This is a genomic window from Burkholderia metallica (assembly GCF_902832845.1).
Classification (GTDB): Bacteria; Pseudomonadota; Gammaproteobacteria; order Burkholderiales; family Burkholderiaceae; genus Burkholderia; species Burkholderia metallica.
The window spans coordinates 168,999-186,027 of record NZ_CADFDB010000010.1 but is presented as its reverse complement, the minus strand read 5'-3'; the positions used below and the strand labels follow the sequence as shown (position 1 = coordinate 186,027).

General features: G+C 69.3%; 16 protein-coding genes. 8 read left to right on the top strand and 8 right to left on the bottom strand.

Going from position 1 to position 17,029, the window contains the following annotated elements; all coding sequences use genetic code 11:
• The first annotated feature begins 332 nt into the window (after positions 1-332).
• Positions 333-656 carry a type II toxin-antitoxin system HicB family antitoxin gene (locus HWX08_RS25820; RefSeq protein ID WP_174920953.1) on the top strand — a complete coding sequence of 108 codons (324 nt, stop codon included), beginning with the start codon at positions 333-335 and terminating at the stop codon, positions 654-656.
• A 214-nt stretch (positions 657-870) separates the two neighbouring features.
• Entirely contained in the window at positions 871-3,702 is a 2,832-nt protein-coding gene (locus HWX08_RS25815) for a heavy metal translocating P-type ATPase (RefSeq protein WP_174920954.1), read from the top strand.
• 140 nt (positions 3,703-3,842) lie between these two features.
• On the opposite strand, the gene HWX08_RS25810 is transcribed toward HWX08_RS25815, so the two are convergent.
• The 4 genes from HWX08_RS25810 to HWX08_RS25795 all read right to left on the bottom strand — a co-directional run bounded on the left by HWX08_RS25810 (position 3,843) and on the right by HWX08_RS25795 (position 7,021).
• On the bottom strand, positions 3,843-4,322 hold the full coding sequence (locus HWX08_RS25810) for a GNAT family N-acetyltransferase (protein WP_174920955.1): 480 nt from the start codon (positions 4,320-4,322) through the stop codon (positions 3,843-3,845).
• Positions 4,323-4,495: 173 nt separating this feature from the next.
• Complete coding sequence (locus HWX08_RS25805; protein ID WP_006481665.1) at positions 4,496-4,651, bottom strand: hypothetical protein; 156 nt, start codon at positions 4,649-4,651, stop codon at positions 4,496-4,498.
• 175 nt (positions 4,652-4,826) lie between these two features.
• On the bottom strand, positions 4,827-6,230 hold the full coding sequence (locus HWX08_RS34795) for a flagellar hook-length control protein FliK (protein ID WP_175869756.1): 1,404 nt from the start codon (positions 6,228-6,230) through the stop codon (positions 4,827-4,829).
• A 92-nt stretch (positions 6,231-6,322) separates the two neighbouring features.
• Positions 6,323-7,021, bottom strand: coding sequence for an MgtC/SapB family protein (locus tag HWX08_RS25795; RefSeq protein ID WP_174920957.1), 699 nt, complete (start codon positions 7,019-7,021; stop codon positions 6,323-6,325).
• A gap of 114 nt (positions 7,022-7,135) precedes the next feature.
• Between HWX08_RS25795 and HWX08_RS25790 the strand changes: the two genes are divergently transcribed.
• Positions 7,136-8,245, top strand: a complete 1,110-nt coding sequence (locus HWX08_RS25790; protein ID WP_174920958.1) for an AGE family epimerase/isomerase — start codon at positions 7,136-7,138, stop codon at positions 8,243-8,245.
• On the opposite strand, the gene HWX08_RS25785 is transcribed toward HWX08_RS25790, so the two are convergent.
• Positions 8,218-9,837, bottom strand: coding sequence for a methyl-accepting chemotaxis protein (locus HWX08_RS25785; protein ID WP_069260914.1), 1,620 nt, complete (start codon positions 9,835-9,837; stop codon positions 8,218-8,220). The genes HWX08_RS25790 and HWX08_RS25785 overlap by 28 nt on opposite strands.
• Positions 9,838-10,120: 283 nt before the next feature.
• Here HWX08_RS25785 and HWX08_RS25780 point away from each other — a divergent pair, with 283 nt between their 5' ends.
• Positions 10,121-10,564 carry a PaaI family thioesterase gene (locus HWX08_RS25780; RefSeq protein WP_047902232.1) on the top strand — a complete coding sequence of 148 codons (444 nt, stop codon included), beginning with the start codon at positions 10,121-10,123 and terminating at the stop codon, positions 10,562-10,564.
• Between the two features lie 63 nt (positions 10,565-10,627).
• On the opposite strand, the gene HWX08_RS25775 is transcribed toward HWX08_RS25780, so the two are convergent.
• The 3 genes from HWX08_RS25775 to HWX08_RS25765 form a co-directional block, all read right to left on the bottom strand.
• Positions 10,628-10,825, bottom strand: coding sequence for a type II toxin-antitoxin system Phd/YefM family antitoxin (locus tag HWX08_RS25775; RefSeq protein ID WP_174920959.1), 198 nt, complete (start codon positions 10,823-10,825; stop codon positions 10,628-10,630).
• A 146-nt stretch (positions 10,826-10,971) separates the two neighbouring features.
• On the bottom strand, positions 10,972-12,024 hold the full coding sequence (locus tag HWX08_RS25770; protein WP_069260915.1) for a CaiB/BaiF CoA transferase family protein: 1,053 nt from the start codon (positions 12,022-12,024) through the stop codon (positions 10,972-10,974).
• Between the two features lie 92 nt (positions 12,025-12,116).
• Positions 12,117-12,881, bottom strand: coding sequence for an IclR family transcriptional regulator (locus HWX08_RS25765; RefSeq protein WP_059680274.1), 765 nt, complete (start codon positions 12,879-12,881; stop codon positions 12,117-12,119).
• 135 nt (positions 12,882-13,016) lie between these two features.
• On the opposite strand from HWX08_RS25765, the gene HWX08_RS25760 reads away from it, so the two are divergent.
• From HWX08_RS25760 to HWX08_RS25745, 4 genes are all read left to right on the top strand, one after another.
• Positions 13,017-13,799: a crotonase/enoyl-CoA hydratase family protein gene (locus HWX08_RS25760; protein WP_174920960.1), complete on the top strand. Its 783-nt coding sequence runs from the start codon at positions 13,017-13,019 to the stop codon at positions 13,797-13,799.
• Positions 13,800-13,863: 64 nt separating this feature from the next.
• Entirely contained in the window at positions 13,864-15,084 is a 1,221-nt protein-coding gene (locus tag HWX08_RS25755) for a CaiB/BaiF CoA transferase family protein (RefSeq protein WP_059680272.1), read from the top strand.
• Positions 15,081-15,881 carry an enoyl-CoA hydratase/isomerase family protein gene (locus tag HWX08_RS25750; RefSeq protein WP_174920962.1) on the top strand — a complete coding sequence of 267 codons (801 nt, stop codon included), beginning with the start codon at positions 15,081-15,083 and terminating at the stop codon, positions 15,879-15,881. The genes HWX08_RS25755 and HWX08_RS25750 overlap by 4 nt, the downstream gene beginning before the upstream one ends.
• Before the next feature lie 83 nt (positions 15,882-15,964).
• Complete coding sequence (locus tag HWX08_RS25745) at positions 15,965-17,020, top strand: porin (RefSeq protein WP_174920964.1); 1,056 nt, start codon at positions 15,965-15,967, stop codon at positions 17,018-17,020.
• The last annotated feature ends 9 nt before the right edge of the window (positions 17,021-17,029 follow it).

Genomic DNA, 17,029 nt, shown 5'->3' with positions numbered 1-17,029 from the left:
CTTTTCAGTCAACGCCTTGTTCGACGCTCGAATGGCGAAAGCAAGGCACCCCAGCCTGCCCGGCTCACCGTTTCGCGACGGTGCACAACGCCGGGCGCTGATGTCAGGCCGGTATCATAGCGCCTACGGGCATCCCCCAATATGCCGAATAGCGGGTCGCGCGTAATCGCGGGGGCGCGCGGGCCCGAAACCGTGCGTCGGAGGGTCGGGTAAATGGGGGAGGCATCGAAGCGATCGTCTCGTGCTTCGGATCTGTTCGACCGCGGGAAAGCCAAGGGCTATCCGATACGGCAGGTTCTCGACGCGATCGACCGACTGAAGGGACGGACATCATGACCCAAGACCACTTTACGTACCGCGTAACGTGGTCCCCGGAGGACGGGGAGCACGTCGGCCTGTGCGCGGAATTCCCGTCTCTTTCGTGGCTCGACGCAACGCCGGAAGGCGCGCTGGCCGGCATCCGCCGGCTCGTTGCCGATGTCGTGCGCGACATGACCGCGAATGGCGAAAAGGTGCCCGAGCCGATCGCCGACCGAACTTACAGCGCCGAATTCAAAGTCCGCATCCCGCCGCAAACCCACCGCGCGCTGGTGATCCAGGCCGCCGAACAAGGCGTCAGCCTGAACCGTCTCGCCAGCGCCAAGCTCTGCGCCTGATCACGCGATCGTGCGCCAGCACGTGACGCCCGGCTTTCCTCCCGAAAGCCGGGCGTTCGCTTTTTCCGCACCGTGGCACCCTGTGAACGGCGACCGACTCGGGCCGATCCGCCCGCCTCGCTTCGAATCGGCATGCGCCGCTTGACCTTACCATCATGGGAATGTTGATACTGGAATCATTCGCGGCATGCGCCGCGCATTCAGGGAATCCGACATGACTGAACCACTTGCCTCCGCAGCCCTGCACACGATCGCGCTGAGCGTCGACGGCATGCATTGCGGCGGCTGCACGGGCCGCGTGCAACGGGCGCTGGCCGGGGTGCCGGGCGTCGTCGACGCGACGGTCGACCTCGACACGCACACGGCGACGGTGACTGCGCAGGACCCGGTCGAAGCCGCGCAACTCGTCGAGGCCGTCGGCGCAGCCGGCTATCGCGCCGCCGTGCGCGCGCCGGGGATCGAAACCGCCGCTGCCGCGCATGCCCATCCCGTCGAAGCGTCACCCGTGCCGACAGCCGCAGCCGCTTCCGCTACCCGCCTCCCGCTTCCAGCCGATCGCACCGTCGAACTCGACATCGACGGGATGACCTGTGCATCGTGCGTGTCGCGCGTCGAGAAGGCGCTCGCGAAGGTGCCGGGCGTCACGCGTGCGTCGGTCAATCTCGCGACCGAGCGCGCCACCGTCGACGCCGCGCCCGACGTGAGTGCCGCTCGGCTCGCCGAAGCCGTGCAACAAGCCGGCTATGGCGCGACGCCGGTCGTCGGCACGGCGATCCCGCCGGTTGTCTCCACCACCTCCGCCGATTTCGAACTCGACATCGGCGGGATGACCTGCGCGTCCTGCGCCGGCCGCGTCGAGAAAGCGCTGGCCGCCGTGCCGGGCGTCGCCCGCGCTTCCGTCAACCTCGCGACCGAGCGCGCTTCGGTGCATGGCGCCGGCGCGCTCGACGCCGCCGCGTTGATCGCGGCCGTCACCACCGCCGGCTACCGCGCGTCCCTTGCCGCCGCGCCGTCGGCAGGCGCCACGGCCGGCACCGACGCGCCGCCGGCCGGCCCCGCGCAGGACCCCGACGCCCGCAAGCGCCGCGACGCCATGCGCGAACGCAACCTCGTGATCGGCGCCGCCGTGCTGAGCGCGCCGCTCGTCGCCCCGATGCTCGTCGCGCCGTTCGGCATCGACCTGATGCTGCCCGGCTGGCTCCAGCTCGTGCTCGCCTCGATCGTCCAGTTCGGTTTCGGCGCGCGCTTCTATCGCGCCGCCTGGCATGCGGTGAAGGCGCGCGCCGGCAACATGGACCTGCTCGTCGCGCTCGGCACGTCGGCCGCGTACGGGCTGAGCCTGTGGATGCTGCTGCGCGACCCCGCGCATCCGGGCCATCTGTATTTCGAGGCGTCGGCCGTCATCGTCACGCTGGTGCGCTTCGGCAAATGGCTCGAATCGCGCGCGAAGCGCCAGACGACCGACGCGATCCGCGCGCTGAATGCGCTGCGTCCCGACCGCGCGCGCGTCGTTGAGCACGGCGTCGAGCGCGACGTGCCGCTGGCGCAGGTGCGCGTCGGCACGCGTGTCAGCGTCCGTCCCGGCGAGCGTGTGCCCGTCGACGGCCGGATCGTGTCGGGCCGCTCGCACATCGACGAATCGCTGATCACCGGCGAAAGCCTGCCCGTGCCGAAGGACGACGGCGACCCCGTCACGGCCGGCTCGATCAACGGCGAAGGCGCGCTCGTCGTCGAGACCACCGCGATCGGCGCGGAGACGACGCTCGCGCGCATCATCCGCCTCGTCGAATCCGCGCAGGCCGAGAAGGCGCCGATCCAGCGGCTCGTCGATCGCGTGAGCGAGGTGTTCGTGCCCGCGATCCTCGGCATCGCCGCGCTGACGCTGGTCGGCTGGCTGATCGCCGGCGCCGGGGCGGAAACCGCGATCCTCAACGCGGTCGCGGTGCTCGTCATCGCGTGCCCGTGCGCGCTCGGCCTCGCGACGCCCGCCGCGATCATGGCCGGCACCGGTGTCGCGGCCCGGCACGGCGTGCTGATCAAGGATGCGCAGGCGCTCGAACTCGCGCAGCGCGCCACCGTGATCGCGTTCGACAAGACCGGCACGCTGACCGAAGGCAAGCCGTCCGTGACCGCGTTCGAAGCCGTCGGCGTGCCGCATGACGAAGCGCTTGCGCTCGCGGCGGCGGTGCAGCGCCAGAGCGACCATCCGCTCGCGCGCGCCGTGGTCGCCGCGTACGACGCCGGCACGGCCGAGCGCGGCGATGCGGCGCCGCCCGTCGTCGCGGCCGATGCACGCGCGGTGGCCGGACGCGGCGTGGAAGCCCGCGTCGACGGACAGCGGCTCGCGCTCGGCAGCACGCGCTGGCGCGACGAACTCGGCATCGCGGTGCCGCCCGCGCTCGATGCGCGCGCGGCGGAGCTCGAACGCGCGGGCAACACGATCTCGTGGCTGATGCGCGCCGATGCGCCGCGCGCGCTGCTTGCCCTGATCGCGTTCGGCGACACCGTGAAGCCGGGCGCGCGCGATGCGATCGCGGCACTGTCGGCGCGCGGCGTCGCGAGCGTGCTCGTGACGGGCGACAACCGCGGCAGCGCGGCGGCCGTCGCGGCATCGCTCGGGATCGCCGAGGTGCATGCGCAGGTGCTGCCCGACGACAAGGCGCGTGTCGTCGCCGAGTTGAAGCGCACGCACGGCGGGATCGTCGCGATGGTCGGCGACGGGATCAACGATGCGCCCGCGCTCGCCGCGGCGGACGTCGGCATCGCGATGGCGACCGGCACCGACGTCGCGATGCACACGGCCGGCATCACGCTGATGCGCGGCGACCCGGCGCTCGTCGCCGATGCGATCGACATCTCCCGGCGCACGTACCGGAAGATCCAGCAGAACCTGTTCTGGGCGTTCGTCTACAACCTGGTCGGCGTGCCGCTCGCGGCGCTCGGCTGGCTGAACCCGGTGATCGCGGGCGCGGCGATGGCGTTTTCCAGCGTCAGCGTCGTGACCAACGCGTTGCTGCTGCGGAGATGGAAGGGGCGCGCACGTTGATGTGCGGTGGGGGACCGGCGGATGGCCGGGCGGTGCCTGGCGAACGGAAAGGGGCGCGAGGTCGGCCGGCGTTGGCCGGCGTTGGCCGGGGGCGGCGAGTCGAATCGACGGCACATGACGACGCGTGACCGGCGGTAGATTCAGTCCGCGACGACCGGCTTGATCAAGGTCGTCGTGATCGGCACGAAGCCGCATGCGCGATACAGTGCGCGGGCCGCCGCGTTGTGATTGAACACCGACAGCCCGATCTCGGTCACGCCGTACCGGCGCGCCTCGGCGTCGAGCGCGGCGAGCGCGCGCGTGCCCCAGCCCTGGCGGCGCCGGGACGGGGCGATGTCGAGATCGTAGATGAACAACGTGCGGTTCGGCCCTTCGGGCACGATCGCGTACCAGAGGTCGCCCACCGCGTCGCCGCTGGCGCCGTCGACGAGCACGACGAGGGTCTGGCCGGAAGTACGCAGGCCGTCCGGCAGCAGCGTGTCGAAACAGTCGCGCGCCCGGCTGGCCGCGTCTTCGACAGCATTTTGTCCGGATGAGACGAGGTCGCGCGCGTAGCCGTCGATGGCTCGCGTGCGGTACGCGTGGAATTCGCTGGCCGTCATCGGCCGCATCTGCAGCATGGTCCGGTCACCGTGAACGGAATCGGACTTCCAGTGTAGCGGGACGGTCGCGCCGGCGCGCGATGCGGCGGCGGAAAGCGGGCCGGCCAGGTGCGGCGGCGCCGCGCTGATAGCGAATCAGCGAATCAGCGAATCAGCGAATCAGCGAATCAGCGAATCAGCGAATCAGCGAATCAGCGACGGTACAGGACGATCGGCACCAGATGCGCACGGCGCACGCGCTCGGCTTCGGCACGACGCGCGGCGTACGAGTATTCGGCGTCGAGCGGCAGGTGCGGGGACACGAAAAGGTCGTCGATCTTTTGCAGCAGGGCGAGGATGAAGCTCATTTGAGACTCCTGACAGATGTGGCTAGGGTTTTCCCTTAGATTGACTCCATTCTAAGGGTTTTCCCTGAACTCTGCCAGCACACCGCATCAGTTTGCCGCATGCGCGCGACGGCCGATCGCCGCCGCGGAACGGCGATCCTTGCTCCGTCAGGTTTCCAGGATAGGGTCGAAACGCTTAGCGCGTGCGGCGAGCCCGTTTCGCGACGGCCGCCTCGCGATTCGCGTTGCGCTGAAGCCGGTCGACTTGCGACAAGAGCGCTTCGTGGTGCTCTTCGAGCGTCATCAGCGTGGCCTGCTGCGTCGACAGATCGGACGCGAGGCGATCGATCCGCTGCTGTTTCGTGGCCACGTCCTGCTTCAGATGCGCGATCTGCCGCGTCTGCATCACCAGCGCGACGAGCCCGGCCAGCGCGACGACGGCCAGCGCCAGCAGCAGGCGGTTGACGCGGCGCATCTCGCGATCGGCCGCGCGCGTCAGGGTGTCCACGTCGGCCTGCAGTGCGGCGAGCCGGTCGGTCAGCGGACGCAGGTGAATGTCCGGATCGAAGGCCGGCGCGGGCGGTGGCGCGCATTCGGTCGACGGCTTCGTCACAAAGGATGCAGCGGACGGTGGCGGCTGCGTGACAGGAGATGCGGTGGCGCCGGCTTGGGGCACAGCGTCTTGGGTGTTCGCGGTGTTCGCGGTGTTCGCGGTGTTCGCGGTGTTCGACGTGTTCGACGTGTTCGACGTGTTCGACGTGTTCGACGTGTTCGACGTGTTCGACGTGTTCGACGTGTTCGACGTGTTCGCGGTAATTGTCGGCTTGATCGGCTGTGCCGACGTCTGCGGCGAAATCGTCGGCACCGCGTCCGCTCCGGCCGCTTCCAGTGTCGTGCCGTCGCTCGACACAACCGGTGCCGCTTGCTCCGCCTTCGCGTCGCTTGCACCGGCAGGCGTTCGGCGTTTGCCGCCTGACGACGACGCCCGACGCTCCTTCACGGCGGCACCGGAAGATCGCGCATCGTGGGATTTGGCTGCGGCGCCATCGATGACAGCTTTCCCGACTTCATCGCCAGCCTCGGGCGAGTCGGGCGCCTTCGACACAGCACCATCGGCCGAAGGAACATCGGCCTCCTTGATCGCAATGCCGCCAGAAGCCGGCACGAGATCGGCGTTCGCGACATCCCCGCCTTCATACAACGAAGCACCATGTGCGACCGTCGCACCTTCGCGCGTCACGGCGCCTGCCGCTGCGTCCGCAGGCTCCGCCACGGTCGCTCCCTCCGGCGCACTGAACCCGTCCAGCGCGGGCTGCCGCCCGGACGCCACATCATCCGCGACATCGACCGACGCATCGGCTTGTGCGCCCGCTTCGTCGCGCGTCGCCACCGACGCGCGCTCGCCCGGCTCGAGCACCGGATCGCCGAACAGGTCGAGCGTGCGCTCGTCCCGCGACGCGTCGCCGGCCGGCGTACTGCCGGACCGCGCCGTCGCCCTCGCGGACGTACTGCCCGCGGCAGCCGCCGAGCGCTGGCGGGAACGGGCCGACGAACGAGTGGAACGGGAACGGGAGCGAGGCGTGGTAACGGATTCGGTCATGGAAATCGGATAGCAGGGCCCGCGAACGCGGAACCGGATGTCGAACGGAATCGGTGGTCGGCCATTGTCGCATGCGCCGTTGCCGATCCAGCCTATTCGTCGCCCGACAGCCCGTTGCCTTCTTCGAAACGCGTGACGCCCTTCAGCGCGCGCAGCTTGTCGCAGATCGCCTGGTATTCGAGTGTCGACACCCGCGCGAGCGCGATGCGCACCTCGTCGTGCTCGCCCGTATCGTCGGCACGCTGCACGATGAACTGCTTCACGCGCGCACTGGAAGGGCCGAGCGCCGCATGCAGCGAATCGAACGTCAGCGTGCCGCTCACGACCGTCAGCGCGAGCTGGCGCCGCTGGCGCACCGTGAAGTAGCGCCGCTCCAGCGGCTTGATGCCGGCCAGGATGATCAGGATGATGATCGTCGCCGAAATCGACGCGACGTAGAGCCCGCCACCCACCGCGAGGCCGATCGCGGCGACCGACCACAAGCTCGCGGCCGTCGTCAGCCCCCGCACGATCTCGCCGCGCAGCAGGATCGAGCCCGCACCGAGAAAGCCGATGCCCGACACGACCTGCGCGGCGATCCGCGATGGGTCGAGCACGATGTGGTCGCTGCTGCCGAGTACGTCGGCGAACCCGAACGCCGACACGATCATGATCAGCGTCGAACCGACGCAGACGAGCATGTGCGTGCGCAGGCCGGCGGCCCACGACAGGCGCTCGCGCTCGAAGCCGATGACGCTGCCGAGCGCCGCCGCCAGCACGAGCCGCATGACGAGTTCCAGGTTGTTCAGCATGCGATTTCTCTCCTTTTCTGGTGCCGGCCGCGCGGAATGTTTTATCCTTGGCCCCGGCCGCGCCGATCCTCCGGGCCGCGCCGACACGTTTCGAACCCAGCGCCCAACCCCGTCATGTCCGTTTCCGACTCCGCTTCCGCCCAGGCCGCCCAGTTGCGCCGCCATTTCGCGCACGTCGTCTTGCCGATCTGGCGGGGTTCAGGGTTCGACCATACATTACAGTTGCCGTTCGAAGCCGTCGATCCGACCACCCACGCACCGCTGCCGGTGACCCGTTATCGCGCAATGGCCTGCGCACGGCAATTGTTCGTGTTCGCCCAGGCCGGCGACACCGCGCATGCCGCCACGCTGTTCGACGCGCTGGGCCGGCATTTTCGCGACCGGCATCACGGCGGCTGGCACTACAGCGTCGACGCCCGGGGGGCACCGCTCGACACGACCAAGGATCTCTACACGCACGCCTTCATCGTATTCGCGTGCGCCGCGTGGTATGCGGCGTCGGGCGACGCCGCCGCGCGCCAGGCGGCCGAAGAAACCGCTGCGTTGATCCAGGACCGTTTCGCCCCGCGCCCGGGCGATGCGCTGCTCGATGCGGCGCGCCACGCCGATTTCTCGTCGTCGGGCAGCGGGCCGCTACAGAATCCACTGATGCACCTGACCGAAGCATGGCTCGCGGCGGCCGATGCATTCGGCGACGCGGCGTTCGACGACGCGCTCATGCGCACCGCGCAGGCCGTCGAGCGCACGTTCGTCGACGCGGCGACCGGCTGCGTGGCGGAGCTGCCGCTCGGGGCGGCCGACAACCGTTTCGAGCCCGGCCATCAGTTCGAGTGGTTCTATCTGGTCGATGCGGCTGGTGCGCGGCTCGCGCAGACCGGGCTCCGCGCCGCGCTGGCGCGCGCGTTCGCGTTCGCGGAGCAATACGGCGTCGATCCGCTGACGGGCGGCGTGTGCGCGTCGCTCGACGCGCAAGGCGCGTGCATCGACGGGACGCAGCGGATCTGGGCGCAGACCGAATACCTGCGCGCGCTCGCGACTCACGGCAGCACGCCGGCCTCCGCGCCGCTCGCGCGGCAGATCGAACGCTTCGCCGCGCGCTTCCTGCATCCGCGCGGCTGGTTCGAGTGCAAGACGGCCGACGGGCAGGTGTCGCGCGCCGACATGCCGTCGACGACGCCCTACCACCTCGCGACCGCCTACGCGGCGCTGCCGGCCGGCGCGTAGCCCGCGTCGGCGAACGACGGCGCCGCGCGTTCTCCGCGCGCGGTGCGGCCATCGCCCAGCTCGAACACCGACACGGCCTGCATCAAGTGTGCGGTCTGGTCGTTCAACGACGCGGCCGCGGCCGCGACCTCCTCGACCAGCGCCGCGTTCTGCTGCGTGAGCTGATCCATCTGCGTGACGGCCTGATTCACCTGCTCGATCCCGACGCTCTGCTCGACCGACGCCGACGTGATCTCGGACATCGTCTGCACGACGCGCGTGATCGACGTCGACACCGTGCGCATCGCCTCGCCCGCGCGCTCGACGAGTTCCGCGCCGCCGTTGATCTGCGCGACCGAATCCTCGATCAACGCCTTGATCTCCTTCGCCGATTGCGCGCTGCGCTGCGCGAGCGAGCGCACTTCGCCCGCGACCACCGCGAAGCCGCGGCCCTGTTCGCCGGCCCGGGCAGCTTCGACGGCCGCGTTCAGCGCGAGGATGTTGGTCTGGAAGGCGATGCCGTCGATCACCGAAATGATTTCCGCGATCCGCCCCGAGCTTTGCGCGATCCCGCGCATCCGGTCGATCACGCTGTCGACCACGCCGCCGCCGTGGCTCGTCGCTTCGAGCGCCGCGTCGGCCAGCGCGCTCGCCGCGCGTGCGCTGTCGGTGTTCTGCCGGACGGTCGCCGTCAGTTCCTCCATGCTCGCGGCCGTCTCCTCGAGCGACGCGGCCTGCGTGCCGGTGCGCGCCGACAGGTCGGCGTTGCCGCCGGCGATCTCGCCTGCGCCGAGGTGGATCGCGTCGGACGCGTGGCGCACCGTGCGCACGGTGTCCGCGATGCTCGCCTGCATCGCGGCGAGACCGCGCAGCATCCGGTCGATCTCGAACACGCCGCCCGCCCGCACGGCTTCATCGAGCCGGCCCTGCGCGATCCGCTCGAAATGGCGGCCGGCTTCTTCCAGCGGCGCGACGACCGCGCGCCGCGCGGCCGCGTAGATCGCCGCGCTCGCGACGAGCATCGCCGCGAGCAGCACGATGCCGACCGACTTGAACCACAGCATGCCGCCGTCGATCGTGCCGAGCGCCGTGCGGCTCGACGCGCCGCCGTAGTCGGTGAAGCGCCGCAATTCGGCGATGTACGCGTCCTGGATGCTCTGCGTGGGCTGGTCGAGGAATGCCTGGATGTTGTCGGCATCGAGGAACTGCACGAGTTCGCCCAGCGCGCCGCGCAGCGCGCGATAGCGCTCGGCGAGCGCCGCGACGCGCGCGCGGTTGGCGTCGTCGACCGGCTGCGCGGCCGTCAGCGTGGCGAACGCCTTGTCCGCTTCCGCGAGCGACGTGCCCGCGTGGCGGATGATGTCTTCCGGCTTCGGGCCGCCGCGCACCATCCGCGTGCCGGCGCGCGACAGGTTGATGCGCGCGTCGAGCAGTTGCTGGGTCGCCTGGCTGGCCGCGTCGACCTGCGCGATCGCGATGTTCGACAGATCGTCGACACCGCTGCGCGTCGACTTGAGCGCCCAGAAGCCGAGCGCCTCGATCGCGAACAGAAAGAGGCAGAACACGGTCAACACGCCGAGCAGACCCGACGCGAGCTTGATTTTTCCGAACATGGGAGGGATTCCTGGAAAGCGGACGATGAGGCATTGCCCCGGCATTAGCGGCATTTCTTCGTCGGACTTTAGGTGCGGATGCTCAGGTGCGGCCGGCGGCGAAGTTCGCGTTGCCGCGCATTGCCGTCGAATGGCCCGCAAACGGGGAAATCCACGGCATTCGACGCAATAATCGCGTCGCATCGCGCTGAAAATTGCACGAAATGCAGACGAATTTCCTTGCTTATCCGTATCCCCCTTCCTAGAGTTCAGCGCAAGCGGGCACGTATTTCGAGGAAAGTCGATGACCGACATCACGGACCACGCGCGCGGCGCATTGCGCGCGCAACCGTTCAGCATGCTGCTGGGCACGGAGCTGATGCATATCGGCGACAACGAAGTGTCGCTGTGCCTGCACGTGCGCGATGAACTGCGGCAGCAGCATGGTTTCGTGCACGGCGGCGTCATCAGCTATCTCGCCGACAACGCGCTGACGTTCGCCGGCGCGCTGGTGCTCGGGCCGCGTGTGATCACCGCCGAATACAAGATCAACTACCTGCGGCCGGCCGTGAACGGCACGCTGGTAGCCCGCGCGAAGCTCGTCTATGCGGGCCGGCATCAGGCGACCTGCCAGTGTCATGTGTTCGTCATCGACGGCGATCACGAGCGGCTCGTCGCGATCGCGCAAGGCACGATCAACCGCGTCGGCGACGGCAAGGTGCCGGATATGCCGGAGGAAACGGCCTGAGCGGGTGCCCGGCCCAAGGTCGATGAGAGAACGCCGAACACGCAACGGGTATCGCGTATCGCGCTAGCGTTTCATTACAGCAATGATAGACGGCATCGCGCTCGCGACGACCAGTACGACGACCTCCCCATCGCGCACTTCGTATACGCGACGATAGCCGACACCGCGGAGCTTGATCTTCGCCGGGATGCAATAGAACGCAGGCTCGTTGTGATTCAGGATCGCGACCGGGAAACCCTCGCCCGCCGCAACGGTTCCCATCGGGTTCCGCTTCAGCTCCGTGGGGCATGTCCGCTCCTGTTTCGATTGAATTTCTATTGTGCTTTATTTGGCACCATATTTAGTACGATTCAAGGTGCCATACAAACCATTCCGAATTCACTCCCGAGCCGTCAAGCCCGGCACGCCTACTCGGCCCCACCGCCCGTGAGCGGCAGGAAACGCGGCGCCACGCGCGCGCGCACGTTTCCGTTCCCGTCGGTCCGGTAGATCCCGCGCGCCGCGTTGTGCGGATGGGCCGCCGCGTCGGCCACGCTCAATACCGGCGCGAAACATGCGTCGGTGCCTTCGAGCAGCGCGCGCCAGTGCGCGGACGGCTGCTGCGCGAACACGTCGGCGAAACGCGCCTTCAGCGCGGGCCAGCGCGCGCGGTCGTATTGCGACGCCGGATCGACGTCGGCGAGCCCGAGCCGTTCGATCAGCAGCGCATAGAACGGCGGCTCGAGCGCGCCGATCGTCACGCATTCCCCGTCCGCGCAGCGATATACGTCGTAGAACGGCGCATCGTGAAAGAGGCTCGGCTGCGCGCCGTCGAGTTGCCCGTTCGCGCGCGCCCACAATGCCAGCGAACCGAGCATCGACACGATGTCGACAATCGCGCCGTCGACCACGCGCCCCGCCCCGCCGCCGCGCACGTCGAACAGCGCGCAGACGATCCCGAACGCGAGCCCGAGCGCGCCGCCTGCGTCGCCGACGACGGTCGGCGGCAACCCCGGCCGGCCGTCGTTCGGCGCCGATAGCGACAGCAGCCCCGTCAACGCGACGTAGTTCAGGTCGTGCCCGGCCGCGGCCGCGAGCGGGCCATGCTGGCCCCAGCCGGTCATCCGTCCGTACACGAGCTTCGGGTTGCGGCGCGCGCAATCGTCGGGCCCGAGGCCGAGCCGCTCCATCACGCCCGGCCGCAGCCCCTCGATCAGCGCGTCGGCCTGCGCGATCAGGTCGAGCGCGGCTTCGCGGCCGGCGGGCGCCTTCAGGTCGAGTTCGACGATCGTCTTGCCTTCGCGCAGCAGGTCGCCGTCGCGGGCCCGCAGCGCATCCGGCGCGCTCGTGCGGCCGGACGGGCGCGCGATCAGCGTGATCCGCGCGCCCATTCCGGCGAGCATCCAGCCCGCGAGCGGGCCGGGGCCGAGGCCTTCGAATTCGACGATGTGGATGCCGGAAAGCGGCGTGTTCAATGACATGGCGACCTCGCTGAAATGCAGCCGGGAGAGGGGCAACGAAACCTTCCGATTCTGATTCTATGTGAATGCCTGCGCGCGCCGGCCGCGACAGGCTAACCCGCGGCGTGCGGCCCCTGGCCGGCCAGCACCTGCCGCATCGCGCGCACGATCGCCTCGCGCTGCGCGTCGATCCGCTCGGCCGGCCCGGCCACGCCCATGGCGAGCGGCTGGCCGTTCCAGGCGTCCGCGATCACCATCGAGATCATCGCGGCGCCCTGCGTGACCGTATGCGCCGAATAGGAATAGCCGAACCGGCGCGTCTGTTCGACCTTGTCGAGCACAACATCCTCGTCGATCGTCCGGCCCGACTTGCCGAGCCGGCGGATGCTGCGCGACACGAGCCGGCGGATCGCGCTGTCCGGCTGGAGGCTCAGCAGCGCCCAGCCGAGGCTCGACATGCAGATCTCGCGACGCGTGCCGATCGGCGCGTAGAAGTGGATCGGAAGCGTATGCGCACCCTCGACCGCATCGATGTACTGCACGTACAGGTCGCTCTGCACCGCGATCACGACGGCCTCGCGCGTGCGGACCGCCAGCCGCTTTGCGACGGCGTGCCAGTACCGCCGGCTGCCCGCCGTCGAATCGACGAGCGCTTCGCCGAGATTGACTAGCCGCGCCGTGGGCGCATACGTATGGGTTGCGTCGTCGTAGGCGAGGTAGCCGAGCGCCTTCATGCTGGTCAGCAGCGCCGCCGCGCTCGACCCCGGATAGCCGCAGCGCGTGGCGATCTCGCGCACGCTCAGCGGCCGCTGCAGTGCGCTGAACAGCTCCAGCACCTCGAACACGCGCGCCGCGCTCTTGACCACGTTTCCGCTCATCCCGCCGTCTCCTCATGCCACCGGGCGACCCGTTCCACATATGTGGAACGGAATTTCCCGCCGCCAACCATCGTGACGATACTAGGCTTCGGCCCGCGGCGTGAAGTCCCGCGGTACAAAGCACACGGAGACACCATGACAGCCTTTTTGACCCGTGAACGGCAGGGACCGATCCTGACCGTCACGATGAACCGTCCGGAAACACGCAATGCCATTTCGGATTCCGATGCAATCGACGCACTGACCGAATGCTGCGACGACGCGAACCGCGACGAATCGATCCGCGTGCTGGTGCTGACGGGCGCCGGCACGACGTTCTCGTCGGGCGGCAACGTGAAGGCGATGCGCGCGTTGATGGAATCGGACCCGCACGACCTTGCCGCGATCCGCACGCGCTATCGCCACGGCATCCAGCGGCTCGCGCACGCGTTCCAGCGCCTCGAAGTGCCGGCCATTGCGGCAGTCAATGGCCCGGCCATCGGCGCCGGCACCGACCTCGCGTGCATGTGCGACATCCGCATCGCCGCCGATCGCGCCCGCTTCGCCGAGAGCTTCATCGCCCTCGGCCTCGTGCCCGGCGACGGTGGGGCGTGGTTCCTGCCGCAGATCGTCGGCGCGGCCGTCGCTGCGGAAATGTCGTTCACCGGCGACGCGCTGGACGCGCAGGCGGCGCTGCGCTGCGGGCTCGTGTCCCGCGTCGTTCCCGACGGCGCGCTCCTTGCGCACGCACATGAACTGGCCGGCCGCATCGCCCGTCACTCGGGCACCGCGCTGCGCCTGACCAAGCGGCTGCTGCGAGAAAGCCGCCACGCGAGCCTCGACACGCTGCTCGACCTGTCGGCGTCGTACCAGGCGTTCGCGCACGCCACGCCCGAACACCGCGAAGCGGTGAACGCGCTGTTCGCCGCACGCGGTTGAATCCGCGACGCATCGCAGGCGGGCATAGCGACCCGTCGAACTCCACATCGAAGGAAACATCGTCATGAGCAGCAGTCACGAAGGCGCCCTCGCAGGCGTGCGCGTGGTGGACCTGAGCCGCGTCTACGCGGGGCCGTTCTGCGCGCAGACCCTCGCCGACCACGGCGCGGACGTCATCAAGATCGAACCGCCGCAGGGCGACGAAACGCGCGACTGGGGCCCCGCGATGCCGAACGGCATCTCCAGTTACTACTGGGGACTCAACCGCAACAAGCGCAATCTCGCACTCGACCTGTCGCATCCCGGCGGGCGCGACGTGCTGTTCCGCCTCCTCGACACGGCCGACGTGCTGATCGACAACTTCAAGCAGGGCACGCTGGAGCGCTGGGGCATCGGCTACGAAGACTGCCTGCGCGAGCGCTTCCCGCGCCTCGTCCACTGCTCGATCTCCGGCTACGGCACCGACGGCCCGCTCGCGCGGTTTCCGGGCTACGACGCGGTCGCGCAGGGCCTCGCCGGCTTCATGTCGATCAACGGCGAGCCGGGCGGCATGCCGCTCAAGGTGCCGTTTCCGGTCGTCGATTACGCGGCCGGCCTGAGCGCCGTCTCCACCATCCTGATCGCGCTGGTCGAGCGGACGCGCTCCGGCCTCGGACAGCACGTCGACATCGACCTGTTCAGCACCGCGCTGTCGATGCTGCATCCGGTCAGCACGAGCTGGATGGCGACCGGCGACGTGCCCGTCGCGACCGGCAACGTGTACGGCGCGATCGCGCCGTACGGCGTCTATCCGTGCAAGGACAAGCCGGTTGCGACCGGCGCCGGCAACAACCGCACGTTCGCGCGGCTCGTCGACGCGCTCGGCGTGCCCGAGCTGGCGCGCGATCCACGCTTCGCGACCAATGCGCAGCGCGTCGCGCATCGCGAAGCGCTCGACACGCTGCTCGGCCAGCTGACCGCCGAACTGCAGGCGGACGAGGTCGTCGAGCGGCTGATGCACGCCGGCGTCGCGACGGGGCCGGTGAACACCGTGGCCGATGCGTTCGGCCACCCGCAGGCGGCGCGCAACGCGATGTTCGTCGACACCGACACGTACACCGGCGCGGGCATCCCCGCCAAGCTGTCACGCACACCCGGATCGATACGACGGCCGCCGCAGCCGTTCGCCGCCGACACCGACACCGTGCTCGACGCGATCGGCATCGACGCGGCGCGCCGGGACGCGCTGCGTCAAGCGGGCGTACTCCACGACACGCGTGCGGACGTCACCGGGAGCGCGTCATGACCTCATCCGCCTCGTTCTCCACACCGACGGGCGACGACGCCCCGTCGATCCTGCGCGACGACGACAACGGCATCGCATGGCTGACGATCCATCGTCCGCACGTCGCCAACGCGCTGTCGGCCGAGTCGATCCGGCGGTTGTGTGATGAGCTCGTCACGCTCGACGACGACCCGTCGATCCGCGTCATCGTGATCCGCGGCGCGGGCGAACGCGCGTTCAGCGCGGGCATCGATCTCGGCGACCCCGAGATCCGCGGGATGCAGCCGATGCGCGGGCTCGCACGCAACGTGCACGAACTGATCCTGGAGCTGCGCAAGCCGACCATCGCGGCCGTCAACGGCTACGCCGTCGGCGGCGGCTGCGAGATCGCGCTCGCGTGCGACCTGCGGATCGCCGCCGATCACGCGTATTTCGCGCTGCCCGAAGCGCGCGTCGGCATGGGCGCGAACTTCGCGAGCGTGCTGCTGCCGCGCATGCTGCCGCGTGCGATCGCGATGGAGCTGCTGTTCACGGGCCGCCGCTTCGATGCCGACGACGCGCTGCGCGCCGGCTTGCTGAACCGCGTCGTGCCCGGCGCCGCACTCGACGACTCCGTACGCGAGCTGGCGCAGACGATCGCCGCGAACGCGCCGCTCACGATCCGCCGCATCAAGGAAACCGCGACGCGCGGCCAGGGGCTGCCGGTGGCCGCCGCGCTGCGGCTGGACGTCGGCCCCGACGTCTATGCGAGCGAGGACCGGATCGAGGGCGCCCGCGCGTTCCTCGAGAAACGCAAGCCGGTGTTCAAGGGGCGCTGAGCACGACGCAGCAAGACGACAAAGCGCGCAACCGCTCCCAGAACGCGGGCGCGCGAACAAGACATGGAACGGAGACAACCTTCATGCAACGGAAAGCATTCCTGGTCGGCGCATGCGTGCTGTGCGCCACATCGGCGCACGCGTCGTCGGTCACGCTGTACGGGATCGTCGACAGCTACGTCGAATTCGATCGCATCGGCAGCCTGTCGAGCGCGCGCCAAAGCGGCGGCGGCTCGTCGACGAGCCGCTTCGGTCTGACGGGCGTCGAGGATCTCGGCGGCGGCACGTCGACGAAGTTCGTACTGGAAAGCGGCTTCTCGCCGGCGGACGGCTCGTTCCAGGGCGGCACGCTGTTCTACCGGCAGGCGTACGTGTCACTGCAGAACACGCGCTACGGCGACCTCCGGCTCGGCCGGCAATACACACCCGCGTTCTACGTCGTGTACGACGGCGATCCGTTCGGACTCAACGAACGGCTGTCGCCGCTCGCGCTGCTCGCGACGTCGACGGACACGATCACCAGCAACACGACGCCGCCGATTCCGCGCTTCAACCAGGCGGTGTCGTATCTGAGCCCCGCCTGGAACGGCCTGCGCGTGATGGCCACGTATGGCTTCCCGACGCCGAACGCGCTGTCCGCGCAGGCCGGGCGCAACTACGGCGCGGGGCTTCAGTACCGGATCGGCGGGCTCTACGTCGGCGCCGGCTTCCAGGGCGACACGTCGGCCGGCAACCTGTCGCCCGTCCTCGTCTCGCCATCGACCACCCGCCACTACGTGTTCGCGGCCAACTACGCGTTCGCGCACGTCAAGCTGTACGCCGCGTTTCTGTACGGCGTCGGCACGGCGGCGAACCTGCCCGCCTTCTCGACCGCGAGCGCCGGCGCGTCGATCGACGTCGGCGCGCTCGATCGCGTGCTCGTGTCGGTCGTGCGCCGCGACGTGAAAGGCTCGGCGAACGACGCGACCGCGCTCGGCATCGGCTACGACCATCCGCTGTCGAAGCGCACGTCGCTGTACGCGCGCTACCTGTACATGAAGAACGGCGGCAACGCCCGCAACACCATCGTCGTCGGCCTGCAGCCGCAGCCTGCCGGCACCGAGCAGGTGTTCGCGCTCGGCATCGTTCACCGCTTCTGACGGAGTGCC